Genomic DNA, 18,761 nt, shown 5'->3' on the forward strand with positions numbered 1-18,761 from the left:
TAAATTTAAAAAGGTATCGGTTGGAAAATTAAGGAGCCATGCTATATGCAAAGCTCCTTTTAGCAAAAAAACTATCTACTATTTATTAAGGTTTGGTCTAAAGAAGTCAATATGCCATCGCTGTAAAAATATAGCTATTTAAGTTGTGCTAAATTTAATTGCAACGACTTCTTTATCTGAACTAGGCTACTGTAATTATACTGCTACCGTCTATGGTTAAATCTCCTGTAAATCCAGCAAGCTTAATTATGCCATCAGTATCCGCTGTGATAGTACTTGTTGCAGCATTTGCAGTGTCCACTACTATATATGTATCGCCTCCGAATTGGAAGTATTTGGCTACTGCTGTGTTTGAGCCATCAGATTTTAATATAGCTTCAACTTGCTCTTTAAATGTAGCTGTAGAGGCTAATTCGTCAGCTTTAGATATACTTGTTGCAGCATTTTTTGTATTAGCTTTAAGCTGAGATATATCTATTTTGTCACCTTTGCTAAAGTCAGTTATGGTAGAATATTTAGCTATATCCGCATTGCCGGCTTTAAGAACGACTGTATCATCGCCTGCGCCTAAAGTTACAACTTGAGTATCATATCCTACTGTTATACTATCATCTCCACTACCGCCTTTAATCGTAGCTCCGCTAGCTAATTTATTTACACTTGCATCGAATGTAAGCTTACCTGTCAATGCGCTAGCGTCTAAATCTTTTATTGTTTTAAGATCAGATGCGGCTACGCCACCAGCAGCAAGAGTTGTAGCGGCATCTCCGGTAATAATTACCTTATTAGCTCCTTCTGCTCCTTCTGCTACTTTCATATATAACTTGTTGTCAGTAGTACTATCCTTAGTCACCGAAGTTATATTAACTGTTTCTATATCTTTATTAATAATCAATGCTTTAGCCGCATCATTTGCACCTACGGTAACGCTCTTATCTGCGCCTATAATAGCTTTAGCATTAAGAACTATATTTACAGTATCATCAGCTCCGGTTGCATCATTTAATTTAATTGTAACTTTCTTGTTTTCAGCTAGTTTAGCAGTTTGTATATCTACTATTTGATCTTTATTTATAGTCAATACTACATCGTTTCCACCACCTGTATTATCAGCCAATAACCCAATATTCACAAATGAGCTCGCGCTTACGTCTGTATTTGCGCTTAAAGCATCGCTGACAGTCACGTTTTCTATATTTTTAATCATACCTAAAGTAGCAGCATCGGCTAATGCGCTAGCTTTCATGATAATTGTATCATTTCCTTCACCGCCATCTATCAGCGATCCTGCTTTTAGCTTTTTAGCTTCTAAATTTAAAGTATCATTTCCTGCGCCTGTTTTAACGCTAAGTTGTGATCCATCGACTGAGTCAGTGTCTCCGAAACTCACTTTGGCATTTCCGCTAAATCCTGTAGTATCTATATCTTTTACCAAATCAAGATCTCCGGCATTTAAAGTAAGCTCCTTACCATTACCTTTTACGATAAACGTAGTAAATGAATCGTTTTGTAAATCAGCATGACCTGGATTCATTTCACCGTTAGCTTTAGTAATTAAGAAGGCGTTAACATCTGCGTTTGCATTTATATTTGCTACTTTAGTTACGCTATTAGTTGCCAAAGCAACAGTAGCAGTTTTTCCGCTTAAGTTTAAATTTAAAGTCTCAGCACTAGATGTAATGTGAGCTATTTTACTATCTGCAGTTTGAGCCGATACGACATTATCAAAATTTAAAGTAGATACGCCTTTGAAATCAAATGCGGCAGCAGCGTTAGTATCGCCTAAAGTTACATTACTTAAAGTTACGCTCTTTAAAGTATCTCCATCGAATGCATTTGTAGCCGTTAGCTTACTAGCATTTTTTATAGTTAGGTTTTCTAAGGCTTTAGTTGCGTTTGCCGCTATGCTTACTTCACTGTTTGCTGCATTTATGCTTAGGTCTTTCACGGCCTCGGCTTTAGTCACGGTTACATTACCGCTAGCTTTTATATCAAGCTTAGTAGCGTCAGTATCTGCTATCTTAGTCTCACCGACTATATTTAACGAAACACTCTTATATCCGTTTATAGTAAGACCGCCGCCGTCTGCAGCTTTAACCTCAGATATAATATTTAATTTCTCAACATTAGTTACGCCAAGAAGAGCTGAGTTTAAATCGCTAGTTTTTAGATCGGTCACGTTCGAGTTGCTATTTAGACCAAATGATATATTTATAGTGTCGTTGCCCGCTGCGCCGTCTACGGTGTCAAACGCGGTCAATGTCGATTTATTAATACCTGTTCCCAAATAAACAGTCCCATTAAAAGTATCGTCTAAATCAGTACCCTTTAAATTATCATTACCCTCTGTAAGATCATAAGTACTACCCGGATTAGGTAGCTCACTCTTCAAAGCATCAACCTCACCCTTAGCACTCTCAACACTACTACTATTACTAGTAACATTATTAATTATATCAACAGTCTTTTGTATTAAAGCATTTTGTTGATCAGGAGTAAGACCATCAAGTGGAAGTTTAGCTATAGTATCAGCAACATAATTACTAACAATTACCTTATTATTAAATAGATCTTGATTAGCCCCAGCATTACTAGGATCTTTAGCAGCATTCACGAAGTGTCCTACTAAATCAGCCTTACTTACTGTACCATTATCTAAAAGATCAACCCAATACTTAAGACCAGCTTTTTGCTCATCACTAACAAACTCAGTTAAATTAACAGCATTCTTAAATAAATGCTTTACAAACGACTCATTATTATTTAAAGTCTCGCCAAGAAAACTCTTAGTAATATCTAAATTAAGTATAGCATTAGATGTCTCAATCATACCCCATCCATTAGCACTACTCTCATTTACCCAATAAGTATTACCTTCACCCTCTGTAGGTCTTCCAAAAAGAACTATAAATAGCTCTGAAACTTCTGATTTTGAAATCATACGAACTCCTTAATAAAATAAAATAAAATCCAGACAAACAAACACTAACTAGTCTTATACTTTATTATTATACTTACAAGGTATCAAAGAGTATTTGGTTTGAGAAAAGGAAAGTATGACACTTTTTACACAGATTTATTTAAAATTTAAAAGATAATTATAAAAATATTTGAATTTTATGTTAAATTTAGCTATGATGGCTGTAGATTTTTAATCTAGTAAATCTTAAAAAGGCATACAAATGAAAATTCAGATTCCAATCACAACCATTGTCGGTGCAAAGATTACCTTATCAACACTGTTGTTATGCATACCTATTTCTTCCGTAGCCGAGCTTAATGTAAATAATAATGGGAATGCGATATCCAAAGGACAAGGTAATACATATAAACCAACAGATCAATCCAATAATAATGTCACGATTTCAGGAAATGAGCAACAAGGAGCAGAAATATATGGTGGGTATAGTGATAGTGAGGAAACTAAATCAAATACTATTAATGTAGATCCCGGTACTTTTATAGGCAATCGTTATCCGAACAGTCAAAAAAACGGTGGAAAAGTTATAGGTGGTAAAGGCATCTCCTCATCAAATAACAAAGTTGAGATAAAAAGTAGCAATACTAATTCCGTTACTACAATTGCTGGTGGAATGAAAAATGCAGAGCTTATAGGAGGATATGCTACGACAAGCGAGTCTAAGAACAATACGGTATTAATAGATAATAAAACCGTATTTTATGGAGGATATGAACAAGGGTATATAGCCCAGCATTTAAAAAGCAATATTTATGGAGGACAGTCTAAAAGTACTGCTACTAGTAATAAGGTAGAGATAAAAAAAGATATAGAATTAACTGCTACAAGTGATAATCAGCATCAATTTAAAATAGCAGGAGGATTTGTTGAAGCACCAAATAAAAACAATGGAAAAGCAATATCATCAAACAATAGCGTAATTATAACGGATGCTAAATTAACTGCCGGGCTTCGATTTGGTAATAAATTGCAACATCACACCCATATCATAGGAGGCGAGGCAAGCGTATTTTGGAACTTTGATTATGGTAGCGCTGAAGCGATCGGCAATATGGTAAATTTAACAAACGTTACTATAGCAACACATTCTAGTCTTAAGAATCCGATCATTGATATCTTTGGAGGTTTAAGCAAAGATGCCACAACAGATAATGTCGTCACTATAAAAGGCAACACAAAGATAAATTGGGATGGAAGCGGTTCGGCATCAAGTACAAAAATATATATCAAAGGGGGCGACGGTTATCATCAGTCTAATAGAAACAAAGTATATATACAAGACAATAGCAAAATAAAAGCCGTAGAAATCATAGGTGGCGGAAGCTCTCAAGTCGCTTCTGAAAATTTAGTTATTATATCTGGAGGCACTATCAACGTTCCTATTATAGGCGGCGGAAGTGCTACTAATGCAACAAATAACCAAGTTACAATATCTGGTGGAAAGGTTACTTCTAGCACAATCTATGGTGGTAATGCAAATAAATCTGCTAACGAGAATAAAGTAACTATCACAGAAGGTACGGCCAATATTGCAGATATCTATGGAGGAAAATCTATAAGCAATAATAGTATAGCTAATAAAAACTCGATCACAATCTCTGGTGGAACATTGCAAGTTACTAATATCTACGGAGGTCATTCAGCTAAAGACGCTAATGAAAATTCAATTCAAATCTCTAACGGGGGCAATATAAACAATATTGTAGGCGGTCATGCTCAAGACCATACCAACTTAAATACGATTAATATTACCGGCGGTACTATCCAAAGCGTTACTGGTGGAAACTCTGGTGTTGTTGCATCTCAAAACTACGTAAATGTATCTGGCGGAGTAGTTGAAAATTATATTATCGGAGGTAAGTCATATAGCGGTTCTGCAACCAAGAATTCCGTAATAGTATCTACAGATACTTCTGCTATCATTATAGGCGGACAAGGCACAAATGCAAATGCTATTGAAAACTCAGTTACAATATCTGGTGGAAAGGTTACTAATAGTATATACGGCGGTAAATCCACAAACGGCAATGCCAATAAAAACTCGGTTACTATATCTGGAGATAACACTTCAATTACCGATAAAATCTATGGCGGTGAAGGTATAAGTGCATCTGAAAATAGAATAGAAATCTCTAACGGAAAAATATCGGGAGAAATTTACGGTGGATATGGAACAACGGTATCTAAAAACTCAGTTACGATATCTGGCGGAACAGTTACTAGTAATATATACGGCGGTAAATCACTAAATGGTAATTCTACTGAAAACTCGGTTAATATATCTAATGGAACAATCACGGGAAATATTTATGGAGGATACGCAAAAGTAGCTTCTAAGAATGTAGTAGCAATATCGGGCGGAACAATAGTAGGAAATATTTATGGAGGATATAGCAGTGGCGGCGGTAGTTCTACTGGAAATAAAATCATCATCTCAGGTAGTCCGGATCTATCAAATGCTACTTTATACGGCGCCGATGGGAAGATAGCTGCACCCCCCCCCATAGAGCAAAATTTAGCACCCAAAAGAGTTAGGAGGGCACTTGCAGATCCGGCAGATATCCAACCTTTAAATGATCCTCCTTCTGATTATAAATCAGGAAACACTCTAGCTACTCAAGATTCATTAAATTTAAAAATAAAATCTATAAAAAACTTTTCAAATTTAAATCTGAATATTCCAAGAGATATGACTACAAATGATTATATATTAATTTTAGGTGAAGATATGGATTTAAGCGACTTAATAATCACACCTCAATTTAACGCAAATAATCTAAATTTAAATGAAGGAGATACAATAACTCTTATAGGAGGGTTTGATGATGCAAAGATAACAGGTGGAGATGATGCAAACTCTATTATTCCTATTCCTATTCCAGCCCCTCAGCCTGTTCCTGTTATTCCTGCTCCCATTCCAGTAATTCCTGCTCCCATTCCAGTAATTCCTGTTCCCATTCCAGTAATTCCTGCTCCGGTAGTTCCTATTGTTACTCCAATTATAGATCCTGTTATTCCTGCTCCCATTATTCCTGCTCCGGTAGTTCTTGTTAGCGAACCTAAAAAGACTCTATTTGGAGTTTCTCAAATCATTACTTATACTTCAGTCGGTAATAGTAAGTTTGTATTAGGAAAAAAAGAGCCAAATCCAGGAATGAAATCTTTCTTAGAATCAGGCGTTGCATCTATAGTATCTACAAATCAAGCAGGTGATCTAGCATCAAATGAAGGTATAAAAAATATGGTTAGTCAAGCTAGCAGTTCAAACTCATTTGCCGCACTTAGCAATGGTCGCTTTCGTTATAAAACGGGATCTCATATAGATATAAATGGTTTCTCGCTTATAGTTGGTGTTTCTAAAGAGATAGAGTCTTTTACGTACGGTATATTTATGGAAGCAGGAAATGCAAATTATAATAGCTATAACGACTTTGCTCCTAATAGTATTCCAAATACCAATAGCATAAAAGGAAGCGGTGATACTAATTACTTTGGTATCGGAGTTTTACTAAATACTAAATTAGCAAATAACTTCTATTTAGATGGATCGCTTAGAGGAGGTAAAGTAAAAAGTAATTATGTTAGTAACGACTTTAATGGGGTAGCGTCATTTGATATGGGTAGAAACTACTTTGGAGGACATATAGGGCTTGGCAGGATTTTTAATATAAATGATATAAATATTATTGATTTATACTCAAAGATTCTTTATTCCGAGCAAGGAAGCAAAGCAGTGTATATAAGAGATGAAGGGTTTGAGTTTGATACTGCTAAGTCTATAAGACTAAGTTTAGGCGCTAGATATAACTATGAGTTAAACGACAGTACTAATCTATATGGCGGAGCTGCTTATGAGAGAGAATTTGACGGCAAACAAAAAACATATAGCATAGTAGCAAATGCAAATATAGATGCTCCCGGAGCTTCCGGAGATAGTGCTATGCTTGAGATCGGAGCTAGTATAACTCCTACAAACTATAAAGCGTTCAATGCAAATTTTAATTTACAGCTATTTACCGGAGTAAAAAGCGGTATCTCGGGCGGCTTAAAAGCTCGATATAAATTTTAATTTAATGTTGTAATTTATAAATTTAATGATAGCAGATTGATGATGTATCGGTCTGCTTTAAATGTATGATGTTTATTTAAATTTAATAAAATAAGTTAATAATTTAATGGTGGAGGTGTGCAGGATCGAACTGCAGTCCAAAAATAATAGATTCATAGCCTCTACATGCTTAGCAGAAGTGAGAGTTTCACTTAGCTTCGCTCACTTCCCAAAGCGTTTAGCTAAGCTAAGACTAAATTTCAATTATAGATTCGTCAATTCTTTAATCTAAGCTATCAAAAATTACCCGCTAAAGCTTCTAGATAGCATTGAAGTTTCGCAGGGCTCAACTGGACTTACGCAGCTTTAGCGTAAGCAGGAGCGAATTTAACGTTGTTTGCGTTTAATTTTATTTTGGGCTTTTTAAGCTTTGCCCAAAGCTGCATGCCGCCGTGACTCCACTACTCCTGTCGAAGCCAAGTCACCCCCATAAGTTGGCGATTATACATAAAATTTAATTTATTGTCAAGCAAATAAATTTGTAGGAATATTAATTATACTAGGACGTAAAATGTGAAAATAAATCTCATCATTTTCCAAATCTTGCCTATATAATTCAAGCTGACTAGAAACTTCTAAAAGCCAGTCTATCGCTTCATTTGACGCTATAGTTCCGGTATTTTTATGACTTTTTAGTTCAGATACTATGTCTTCTGCTATTGAAGTTAGTTTTATGATCGCGTCTAGCTTTAAGTACTCACATGCGGATTTAATATTGTGAAATATCCTTCCAAGTTCATTCGCGCTTGCATCAAATTTATCTTTGTTGCCTAAATTTATAATCAACCCGTCAAGCAGACCGTTCATTATGCCAAAATGAGTTAAGAACTCATCTATGATATCAAGTTCGTATTCGATTTCTAGCTGTTTTAGTAATCCCATTTTTATATTTCCTACTTATATTCAGACAAATTGTAGCAAATTTTAGATAAAATCAGACAAAAAAATGAGAAAAATAAGGAAAAATATTGAAAAAAGTAACCATAAACGATCTGTTTATGATGAAAAACAGAGAAAAGATTGTTATGATAACTGCTTATGATGCTCTGTTTGCAGGGCTTTTTGATGATTATGTGGATATGATTTTGGTCGGCGATAGTTTAAATATGAGTTTTGGTGGTAAAAATGAAACTATAGGACTAAGCGTTGATGATATGATCTATCATACGAAAGCTGTGCAAAATGGTGCTAAAAAAGCATTTTTAGTTGTAGATATGCCCTTTGGCTCGGCTTGCACGCCGCAAATAGCACTAAAAAATGCTATAAAAATCTATAAAAAAACAGGCTGTGACGCTGTAAAAATAGAAGGCACGAAAGAGATGGCGGACACCATCAAACTTCTTAGCCAAAATGGCATAATTGTTATGTCTCACATCGGTTTAAAACCTCAAATGTCACGTTTTGAAGGTGGATACAAGATAAAAGGCAAAGACGAGCTAAGCGCAAAAAGCATATTAGAAGACGCTATCGTTTTGGAGTCTGCGGGAGCTAGCTTGTTTTTGCTAGAAGGAATCGTAAGTAGTGTTGCGAGCGAAATTTCTCAAAAATTAAAAGTGCCGACTATAGGAATAGGAAGCGGTGCTTCTTGTGATGGACAAGTTTTGGTATGGAGCGATGCGTTTGGCTTTTTTGATGAATTTAAACCAAAATTTGTAAAAAGGTATTTAGAAGGTGCGACTCTTATAAAAAATGCTCTAAAAGAGTATGCGGACGAAGTAAAAAATAGCAAATTCCCAAGTAGTCAGTATGAATATACCAAATGAAAATATAGTAGATATAAGACTTCCTAGCGAATGGATGGAGTACGGAATTTTAGAGGGTTCAAAACTCATTACTTATGAAAATGCAAGCGGAAAGATAAATCCTATGTTTGTACGCTTGGTGGAGCAGCATTTTAAAAAAGACGATGAGTTTTATCTTATGTGTGCGACCGCCAAAAGATCAAAAGCTGCTTTAAAACTACTGCAAAACAATGGTTTTAAAAATGTTAAAGAGATAAAAGGCGGCGCTTATTACTACGAAAAAATGGGTGCTAAATTTGAAAAGTTTGCACTTTAAGGATAAGAATTGGATAGGATAGTCGAGATAGAAAAAGTCAGCTTTGAAAGCGAATATGAAGTAACTTTAAGACCATTGACTTTTGAAGAGTATATAGGTCAAGAAAAAATCAAATCAAATTTAAAAGTATTCATAAAAGCCGCTAAAAAGCGCCTTGAAAGCTTAGATCACGTACTATTTTATGGGCCTCCTGGACTTGGAAAGACTACTCTTGCTCATATTATAGCAAACGAAATGGGAGCAAATATCAAGATCAGCTCCGCTCCGATGATAGAAAAAAGCGGAGATTTGGCTGCTATCCTCACGAATTTAGAAGAAGGCGATGTGCTATTTATCGATGAAATTCACCGCTTAAGTCCTGCCATAGAAGAGGTGTTATACTCTGCTATGGAAGATTTCAGACTTGATATCATTATAGGTTCTGGACCTGCAGCTCAAACTATAAAAATTGATATTCCTAAATTTACTCTTATAGGAGCCACTACAAGAGCAGGCATGATCTCGGCTCCTCTTAGAGATAGATTTGGTATGCAGTTTAGGCTGCAATTTTACACCGATAACGAATTAGCTCGTATTATCTCTATAGCTGCTTCTAAACTAGGTAAAAATAGCACTAAAGAAGCTAGCTTAGAGATAGCAAAACGCAGCCGTGGAACCCCTCGTATAGCTTTAAGACTACTTAAACGTATTAGGGATTTTGCTGAAGTCAGTGATGAAAACAGTATCAGCAAAGATAGGGCTAAAAGTTCTCTTGATAGTCTTGGAGTAAATGATCTTGGTTTTGATGAGATGGATTTAAAGTATTTAGATATATTAGTAGGGTCTAAAAGAGCTCTTGGCCTTTCAACTATAGCTGCTGCTTTGAGCGAGGATGAGGGCACCGTAGAAGATGTTATAGAGCCTTATTTGTTATCAAACGGATATATAGAAAGAACCGCAAAAGGTCGTATACTAAGCTTTAAAAGCTATAGCGTTTTTGGTATAACTCCGCCTATGCATATAACCGAAGAAAAACAAAATAAAGGTCTGTTCAATGAATGATTTAAATTTTAAAAACAACCTAAATTCTCAAAGTCGGCATCCTACAAATCGTCTATTTTTTGGTTTTTTCATACTTTTTTTGCTTTGTTGGGTACTATTTTTATTTCAATCATATCTTCTTACTATTAGTATCGGAGTGCTTTTAGCAGTTGCTACTTCAAACATACAAAACGCATTTTTACGTTTTACAAACGGCAAAGCCGCACTTTCAGCCGCCATTACTACGCTATTTTTATGTACAGTATTTTTCTTGCCGCTCATATACGCCGTTATAGAGATAGTAAAAAACGCTGCGAATTTCGACATTAAAAGCATATCTCACACCATTGATTATATAAAAAATTTTGATTTGAAATTGCCTCAAGCTCTCTCATTTTTAGAGCCTAAAATAAAAGAATTGATAGCCGGTATCGATCTGCCCACTTTGATTAGAAAAGTTCTTAGCTATGCAAAAGGAAGTTTGGAAAAAAGTGCTAATTTTCTTATAGATATCAGCTTTATCATGCTTTTTCTATTTTTTTCACACTTTTACGCAAACTTTTTTAAAAGCTATATCAAAAAAGTTTCTCCTATAGCAAAATACGAGTTAGAAGCCATATTTTCAGAAGTTGCAAATACCATGAGCGTTGTGTTTTACTCTACTATAGCAAATATGATTTTGCAAGGCTTTTTATTTGCTATTATAGCTAGTTTTTACGGTTTTGACGGACTGCTTTTTGGCGTACTGTTTGCATTTAGTTCGCTTATTCCCGTAGTAGGAGGCGCTTTAGTTTATATTCCTCTTAGCGTGTTTGAGTTTTCTCTTGGAGACACTAAAGCGGCTATAATAATTTTAGTATATTCCATTGTTGTTATATCCACTTTAGCAGATAACTTCGTAAAGCCGCTTGTTATTAAATTTATAAATGAAAAGCTTCTTAAAACACCGGCCAAAATGAATGAATTATTAATATTTTTCTCTATGTTGGCAGGTCTTTCGAGTTTTGGATTTTGGGGAATTGTTCTTGGACCGGCTATAGTTACTCTTTTATCGGCAACGCTTAGAGTTTATGCTATGTTAAAAAGCAGCGACTTAGACTCAAAGGCAAAAGAGTGAAAAAGTACAACTTTACTTTAGATAATGCGGTTTTAAAACTAGATGGGGAATTTGATTATACTATGGATAAAAAGAGCTTAAAAGAGCTTAGAAGTCTCAAAGTAGACACTCTAGATCTGAAAAATCTAATCCGCATAGACTATAGCGCTGCTACTTTTTTTGCTAAACACTACAACTGTCCAAAACTCATTAACTCAAACGATAAATTCGATAAAATATTCGCTCTAGTAAGCGACAAATATATTTTAAATCTACAAATTATTAAATTTAAAAAATCAAATTTAATCGAGCAAATAGGCAAAAACATCATAAATTTAAAAAACGAACTAGTCTCTTTTTGCATATTTCTAGGTGAGTTTTTATTTAATCTTACAAAATCATTATTAAACCCGTTTACCGTAAGATTTAAAGAGCTTTCAAACCACTTTTATAGTGCAGGGATAAGTGCTGTTTTCATAGTCTGTCTTACTAGCTTTCTTATTGGTATCGTGCTTGCTTATCAAGGCGCAACAATGCTTGAAAACTTCGGCGCTAGTATATACGTGGTTGATATAATGGGTATTATGACGCTTCGTGAAGTAGGACCTCTTATAGCAGCTATCGTAGTAGCTGGACGATCAGCTTCTAGTTACACGGCTCAGATCGGAGTTATGAAAATAACAGATGAGTTAGAAGCCATGAAAACTATGGGTTTTGAGCCGTTTAGATTTATCGTTATGCCGCGTGTTTTGGCTCTTATTTTGGCTATGCCTTTTATAGTATTTTTAGCAAACGCGGTAAGTATTTTTGGACAAATGATGGTTTGTAATTGGTATCTTGATCTTAGTTTTTCAGACTATTTAGAAAGATTTAGATCTAGTATCGCTCTTAGGCATTTTTGGGTGGGATTATTTAAAGCTCCGTTTTTTGGAGCGGTTATAGCTCTGATAGGATGCAAAAGAGGATTCGAGGTTAGCGGAAGCACAAACAGCGTAGGTGAGCTTACTACAAGAAGCGTGGTAAATGCGATATTTTGGATTATTGCTTTAGATGCTATTTTTTCTATTATATATACGGAGCTAAAAATTTGATAAAAGCTATAGATTTATGCACTGCTTATGGAGAAAGAATTATGCACGATCATGTTAGCTTTCAGATAAATGATGGCGAAATTTACGGACTTTTAGGCGGTAGCGGTAGCGGTAAAACAACGCTTTTAAAAACTCTTATCTATCTGAAAGAACCTACTAGCGGGGATATTTTTTGGGATAATCAAAACCTTTGGCAAGCAAATTTACAAACCAGAGATGAGCTTAGACTGAAAATGGGCGTTATGTTTCAGTTCGGCGCACTTTACAGCGGTATGAACGTACTTGATAACATCGGTATATTGCTAAAAGAATATAGCGATTATGACGAGCAAGATATCAATGAAATAGCCAAAATGTGGCTCATAAAAGTAGGTCTTTCAAAAGAAGCTATGAGCTTGTATCCAAGCGAGCTTAGCGGTGGAATGAAAAAGCGCGTAGCCTTAGCTCGTTCCCTTGCTCTAAGCCCAAAAGTACTATTTTTAGATGAGCCGAACTCTGGTCTTGATCCTATGAGCTCAAGAGCGCTTGATAAGCTTATATGCACCATTAGAGATAGTTTAGGGATTACTGTCGTAATGGTTACTCACGATATAGATTCTATATTTGGCATTTTAGATAGATTTCTTATAATAGACAATCACAAAATCGCTTATGAGGGCGATTTAAAAGGTGCTTTAGAATACAAAGAAAATCCACTTAGGGAATTATTTACTATGAGGAGTTTAAATGGAAAATAAAAACTCATATTTTATAGCTGGACTATTTTTTTGTATAGTTTTGGCTATGCTTACATTTTTCGTATTATATATGAATATCAAAGGCAATGAAGGAGAAACTCGTTACTATTACATAGAAACAAAAGAGCTTCCAAACGGTATAAAAAATGACTCTCAAGTACGTTTTATAGGTGTGCCTGCCGGTATCGTCAAAGATATATATTTCAGCGATCCAAAATCAGCCACCATAGAGATAAAAATGAGTCTCAAAAAAGATCTTCCTATCAAACGAGATAGCGTTGCAGTAGTAGAAGTCCAAGGAATCAGCGGTATAGCTTATATAAATATAAGTAAAGGTAGCGATAGCGCGGAAGTATTTTCGCCAAACGATAAACCTAGTATCAAAATGGGACAAGGCCTACTAGCCAAAATAGGCGATAGCGCCATAAATTTAGGAAGTCGTATAGACGCTAGTTTATCAAAGATTGATCGTGCACTTTCTGATGAAAATTTAAATAACTTAAGCAACTCCATCGCTTCTTTAAACACTATTTTATCAAACCTAGCAAAAGTCTCTAATGAGCAAAACTCAAACAATATAAACAAGCTTTTAGAAAACTCTGTTGCTATCTCAAATAGAGTATCGGCTATTAAATTTGAAGAATTAAACAAAAATGCAGCCGATTTTTTAAACATAGCTAAAAAAAGCGCAAAGAGTTTTGAAGATACTCAAACTCTACTAATGAGCAAGTTATCAAGCGGTGAATACGATTTTAAGTCTTTTTTAACTCCGACTCTCAGCGCTACAAACGATACTCTTTTGCAGCTAGACTCCCTTATTATGGAGCTTAAAAACACGCTTTTTAGACTAGAAGACAACCCTTATGAATTTTTCTTTAAAGATACTTCAGGAGATAAGAAATGAAATACGTTTTTGCAATTTTTATATCGATTTTATTGAGCGGCTGTTTAGCGAAACAAAGCCCTCAAACAACATATTATGAGTTAAGCACTCCAAAAAAAGAACTCAACAGGTGCGACAGAAGAAGCGACGTATTTATTCACGTCCAAAAGATAAAATCCTTAAGCCCTTATCAAACCAGAAACATCATTTATAAAGACGGTCTTGAGCTGAGTTACTTACAAAATGTTAAATTCATAGCATATCCGAGCGATATGATTTACAAAGCACTTATTTTGTATTTAGATCAAAATTGCCATATTAAAGAGCGTAGCGATGCTCAAGTAAGCTTAGAAATCACTCTTCTTGATATCGGTGTTACGCAAAACACTGCTTATATAGAAATTCTAGCCAAACTCACAGATAAAGATAAAATCATTTTAAACAAAATCCTAAGCGCAAAAACTACTACGACAAGTAGCGTAGCAGAAGCTTTAAACGCCTCTTTAGAGACTGTTTTTGGGGATTTGCACTCTATTTTAAATGAAATGCTATAAGCTAGCAGCCGTTTCTTACGATGAGGCTCTTTGGTAAGCCCATATGCTCCATTATACTTATCTCTTTGCGCCTCATTTCTCCATCGTCGTTTTCATGATCGAATCCTAGTATATGAAGTAGTCCGTGAGTAAAAAGAAGTGCTATTTCATCATCTGTGCTGTGACCTAACTCAAGAGCCTTGCTAGAAGCTAGATCTGTATTTATAACTATAGAACCTATAGGGAAATGAGGTACGTAAGTAAGCGGGAAGCTAAGAACATCTGTAGTTTTGTCCATACCTCTTTTATCTCTATTTATCTCTCTCATCTCTTCATTGCTTACAAATACAAGCTCGACTTCGGCTTTTGTGAGCATATCGGCTATCTTATCTAAAACAGAAGGATAGCTATCATTGCAAATTATCATTTTCGCCTTTCAAATTTAAAATAATAAATAATCCCAAAATCTGTGTTAAAAAAAGCTTAATTTTTTATCTTTAATCTGCAATTTTTGAATTTTAGAAATTAAAATGAGAGATTTGGAATTTAAATTGAAATATATGATTATTAAATTTTAAAAATATAAAGCTATTAAATTTAATCAATTAAAAGTAGTTAAATTTAAAATCACATTTAAAAGAATTTAAAGTAGCTAAATAAGCTAGTCAAATTTAAAAAAGCTAAAATATATAAATTTAAAAACAAACTATAGAGTAGTTAAATTTAAAACAATTCAAGGAGCCTATTTAAAGGCTCCTCTAGCAAAAAACTATCTACTATTTTTATTAAGGTTTTAATCAAAAAGTCGTTAAGCTACTGTGATTGTATTAGCATCAACAGTGTCATTAAATGTAACGATACCTGTTAATTCTATTAATATGTCATTATTGGCAAATGCAGCATCTCCTGCAGCATCGACTACATAAGTATTTCCTTTATAAGTAAATACTTCAGCAGTAGTAGCAACTACAGTTCCATCTTTGCCTTCGCCTAATTTAGCTAATGCAGCTAACAAATTAGCTTCGCCAGATAAATCTCCTCTATCTTTTATGCTAGTAGCACCTTTTAGTACTATTTGATCTCCGGATAAAGCGTTAGTTATACTTACTAAATCAGCTTTTATAGAGGCATCGTTTGTCTTATCTGATATTTTAGTTGAGCTTACATCTACCTTATCTACCGCAGTATCTTTTCCTAAATCTATAGCTACTGCTTTATTTTCAGATACCACTGTGATAGTATCGGCACCTAAGCTACCCTTAACAGAAGTAATAGCCGTATTTGCAGCAACAAGAGTAATCGTACTAGCAAGAGTTCCGCCAGTAGCGCTTAATCCGCTTAGATCTATAGTTTTTAAATCTGCTGCAGCAGTGTCTGGAGTAACGGTTATAGTGTTAGCTCCTGCTCCTAGATCGCCAGATATTTTTATATCTGTAAGACTCGCAGCTGAAGTATATGTTATTTGTTCAGCAGCGTCGCTACCTTGTACGCTTACATCTGTTTTATTACCTTGTACTGCTTTACCTAGTTCGATTGCAACATTACCTGTTATACCCTTAACCCCGCTTATATCCAAACTACTTAGTTTAGTAGCATCCGTTAAAGTAAGAGTTAAAGTTCCACCACTTAAATCTCCGCTAGCGGTTATAGTTTGAGTATCGCCTTTACCTATTATTGTTAATGCATCATCTGCAGCGGCCCCACCTATTACTTGAGCATTTAAATCAGTACCGCCGGCTGCGGCAGTTATCTCTACTACGTTTTTACTGATCTCTGAACCTACATAAGTAACTTCGTTTGAAGTAATTTCTACTTTATTACCAGAAGCGCTATTTATAGTCCCTAAAACACCACCTAGATCTACGCTTACTATATCACCAGCAAGAGCTCCTATAGTAATGTTTCCTAGAGTATTTCCTGCATTTAGAGTTAGATTACCTTGAGTTGCTGATACGGCTCCTAAAGTAACATTTCCAGTAGCTGAAGAGATGATCACACTAGCATTTCCTGTTGATGAAGTTATAGCTCCTAAAGTTAATGCTCCAACATTTTCTATATTAAAGTCTACATCGCCTTTTGCAGTAGTCGTTCCTAGTTTAAACTCTCCGCTTACATTTATATTTGCTTCTAAAGATGCTAAAGTAGCAGTTCCTACGTTAACACTGTTTAAATCAGCAGAAACTCCGTTTAAGCTTAAGTTATTTAAGTTTTTCAAGCTTGTAGCAGTAGCTATGCTAAATGCTCCTTCGGTATTTACGCTAAGATTTTTTACCGAATCAAGATCCGTAGCATTTGCGCCTGTTAATGCAAACGCACCTTTATTATTTACGGTTAAATCAGTTAATTTAGCTACACCGCCAAGAGTTAAACCAACAGTATCTTTAGCTGCGTTTATATCTATTTTTGTAGCATTTGCAGCTTGAACTACGGCATCAGCAGCAGCTGTTACTTTATTTGAGTTAATTGTAAGCTCGGTTGCTTTATCGGCTACTATTTTACCTTTTGCTGCTACGCTAGCTCCCTTATCATCAACATCTGAAAAGTTAATTGTTTTTAAACTCTCGTCATTGATAGTTACTGCTTTATCAGTAGCATTATTTGCCAAGATATTAACTGTCTCTACGTTTCCGTTTGACTCAGTAACAGTTTTAGCTATATTTTTAAAGCTTAACTCTGTTACGCTCTGAGCTTTTTTCAATGATAGAGTTAAATCTTTAGTATTACCGTCTACAGTAACTTTTTCTATATTTGTTAAAGTCGGTTGAAGTGTGTCAGCAGTGCTTCCTTTGATAACTAGCTCGTCATTTCCAGCGCCACCATCAATTGCTACGTTTACTGCAACATCTTTTATAGTTATCTTATCATTACCATTTCCACCTTTAATACTAGTAACACTAGCTGATGTGCTTAAATCTGCATCCAAAGCTCCACCGAAGCTAGAAGCATCTAAAGTAGTAGTTTTTGCTCCTGTTGCTAAAGATAGATTTGCGTTTCCTTTTACAGATATACTTGCCACATCAGCACTTACAAAGCTTTGGCTTCCTGTAGTATTTAAATTTAGAGTTTCTATCTTATCGGCAGTTATTGCTACGCTAGCACCTTTAGCACCAACACCATTTACTTTTAAATTTTGCACATCAGCTGAACCATCAAGCACTTTATCCGCATATATAGAATCTACATTGAATTTATCAGCTTTTAGGTTAGTAAGCTCAACATCTACTATATTAGCAAGATTAGTAACGCTAATTCCTTTTTCGCCACTTAACGCAACTGTTTGCAATCCATCTATACCTTTAGCGTCGAATGTTCTGTTTGAAACACTACTATTAGTTAAAGATAGTTTTTCTATATTTTTGATGTAGCCGTCATCTTTTAGGCCTTTGAAGTTATTCTTCAAATCTACCTTAAGCACATCATTACCAGCACCACCATCTATCTTATCCCCAGGATTTAAAGTACTCTCAGCAGCAGTACCTACCACCCCACTAATAAGATCTCCACCCTCAGTACCAGTAATAGTATCATTCTCAGTAGTAAGAGCTATCTTATTTAAACCAGCCTCATCTATACTCTCTTTTAACCCATCAACCTCACCCTTAGCACTCTCAACACTACTACTATTACTAGTAACATTATTAATTATATCAACAGTCTTTTGTATTAAAGCATTTTGTTGATCAGGAGTAAGACCATCAAGTGGAAGTTTAGCTATAGTATCAGCAACATAATTACTAACAATTACCTTATTATTAAATAGATCTTGATTAGCCCCAGCATTACTAGGATCTTTAGCAGCATTCACGAAGTGTCCTACTAAATCAGCCTTACTTACTGTACCATTATCTAAAAGATCAACCCAATACTTAAGACCAGCTTTTTGCTCATCACTAACAAACTCAGTTAAATTAACAGCATTCTTAAATAAATGCTTTACAAACGACTCATTATTATTTAAAGTCTCGCCAAGAAAACTCTTAGTAATATCTAAATTAAGTATAGCATTAGATGTCTCAATCATACCCCATCCATTAGCACTACTCTCATTTACCCAATAAGTATTACCTTCACCCTCTGTAGGTCTTCCAAAAAGAACTATAAATAGCTCTGAAACTTCTGATTTTGAAATCATACGAACTCCTTAATAAAATAAAATAAAATCCAGACAAACAAACACTAACTAGTCTTATACTTTATTATTATACTTACAAGGTATCAAAGAGTATTTGGTTAAATAAGGTATTATTTTAAATTA

At 35.0% G+C, this 18,761-nt stretch carries 13 protein-coding genes and 1 other RNA gene; 9 read left to right on the forward strand and 5 right to left on the reverse strand.

Annotated features, from left to right (window positions below):
* Positions 1–181: 181 nt before the first annotated feature.
* The gene (locus DQN38_RS02365) at positions 182–2,941 is read right to left on the reverse strand and encodes an S-layer protein (RefSeq protein WP_111738160.1); all 2,760 of its coding nucleotides are present in this window, start codon (positions 2,939–2,941) and stop codon (positions 182–184) included.
* 241 nt (positions 2,942–3,182) lie between these two features.
* Between DQN38_RS02365 and DQN38_RS02370 the strand changes: the two genes are divergently transcribed.
* Positions 3,183–7,049, forward strand: a complete 3,867-nt coding sequence (locus DQN38_RS02370) for an autotransporter outer membrane beta-barrel domain-containing protein (protein ID WP_065844149.1) — start codon at positions 3,183–3,185, stop codon at positions 7,047–7,049.
* 107 nt (positions 7,050–7,156) lie between these two features.
* Here DQN38_RS02370 and ssrA read toward each other — a convergent pair.
* Both ssrA and DQN38_RS02380 read right to left on the reverse strand, forming a co-directional pair.
* Positions 7,157–7,517: a transfer-messenger RNA gene (gene ssrA / locus DQN38_RS02375) on the reverse strand.
* A gap of 36 nt (positions 7,518–7,553) precedes the next feature.
* Positions 7,554–7,970, reverse strand: coding sequence for a hypothetical protein (locus DQN38_RS02380; protein WP_002848695.1), 417 nt, complete (start codon positions 7,968–7,970; stop codon positions 7,554–7,556).
* An 86-nt stretch (positions 7,971–8,056) separates the two neighbouring features.
* Here DQN38_RS02380 and panB point away from each other — a divergent pair, with 86 nt between their 5' ends.
* From panB to DQN38_RS02420, 8 genes are read left to right on the forward strand one after another with little or no spacing between them, the layout of a single operon-like run.
* The gene (panB, locus tag DQN38_RS02385; protein WP_002848696.1) at positions 8,057–8,851 is read left to right on the forward strand and encodes a 3-methyl-2-oxobutanoate hydroxymethyltransferase; all 795 of its coding nucleotides are present in this window, start codon (positions 8,057–8,059) and stop codon (positions 8,849–8,851) included.
* Positions 8,835–9,146: a rhodanese-like domain-containing protein gene (locus DQN38_RS02390; protein ID WP_002848697.1), complete on the forward strand. Its 312-nt coding sequence runs from the start codon at positions 8,835–8,837 to the stop codon at positions 9,144–9,146. Before panB ends, DQN38_RS02390 begins: the two co-directional genes overlap by 17 nt.
* A gap of 9 nt (positions 9,147–9,155) precedes the next feature.
* A complete protein-coding gene (ruvB, locus tag DQN38_RS02395) occupies positions 9,156–10,187 on the forward strand; it encodes a Holliday junction branch migration DNA helicase RuvB (RefSeq protein WP_011731833.1) in 1,032 nt (343 codons plus the stop codon).
* The gene (locus DQN38_RS02400; protein ID WP_011731834.1) at positions 10,180–11,283 is read left to right on the forward strand and encodes an AI-2E family transporter; all 1,104 of its coding nucleotides are present in this window, start codon (positions 10,180–10,182) and stop codon (positions 11,281–11,283) included. The genes ruvB and DQN38_RS02400 overlap by 8 nt, the downstream gene beginning before the upstream one ends.
* The gene (locus DQN38_RS02405) at positions 11,280–12,353 is read left to right on the forward strand and encodes an MlaE family ABC transporter permease (RefSeq protein WP_041738323.1); all 1,074 of its coding nucleotides are present in this window, start codon (positions 11,280–11,282) and stop codon (positions 12,351–12,353) included. Before DQN38_RS02400 ends, DQN38_RS02405 begins: the two co-directional genes overlap by 4 nt.
* A complete protein-coding gene (locus DQN38_RS02410; RefSeq protein WP_011731835.1) occupies positions 12,350–13,090 on the forward strand; it encodes an ABC transporter ATP-binding protein in 741 nt (246 codons plus the stop codon). Before DQN38_RS02405 ends, DQN38_RS02410 begins: the two co-directional genes overlap by 4 nt.
* Positions 13,080–13,994, forward strand: a complete 915-nt coding sequence (locus tag DQN38_RS02415) for an MlaD family protein (RefSeq protein WP_002848704.1) — start codon at positions 13,080–13,082, stop codon at positions 13,992–13,994. Before DQN38_RS02410 ends, DQN38_RS02415 begins: the two co-directional genes overlap by 11 nt.
* Entirely contained in the window at positions 13,991–14,527 is a 537-nt protein-coding gene (locus DQN38_RS02420) for a hypothetical protein (RefSeq protein ID WP_011731836.1), read from the forward strand. The genes DQN38_RS02415 and DQN38_RS02420 overlap by 4 nt, the downstream gene beginning before the upstream one ends.
* Before the next feature lies 1 nt (position 14,528).
* On the opposite strand, the gene ybeY is transcribed toward DQN38_RS02420, so the two are convergent.
* Positions 14,529–14,933, reverse strand: coding sequence for an rRNA maturation RNase YbeY (gene ybeY / locus DQN38_RS02425; protein ID WP_002848706.1), 405 nt, complete (start codon positions 14,931–14,933; stop codon positions 14,529–14,531).
* A 381-nt stretch (positions 14,934–15,314) separates the two neighbouring features.
* Positions 15,315–18,638, reverse strand: a complete 3,324-nt coding sequence (locus DQN38_RS02430) for a cell surface protein (RefSeq protein ID WP_111738153.1) — start codon at positions 18,636–18,638, stop codon at positions 15,315–15,317.
* Between the last annotated feature and the right edge of the window lie 123 nt (positions 18,639–18,761).

Source organism: Campylobacter fetus subsp. fetus, assembly GCF_900475935.1.
In the GTDB taxonomy this organism is placed as follows: Bacteria; Campylobacterota; Campylobacteria; order Campylobacterales; family Campylobacteraceae; genus Campylobacter; species Campylobacter fetus.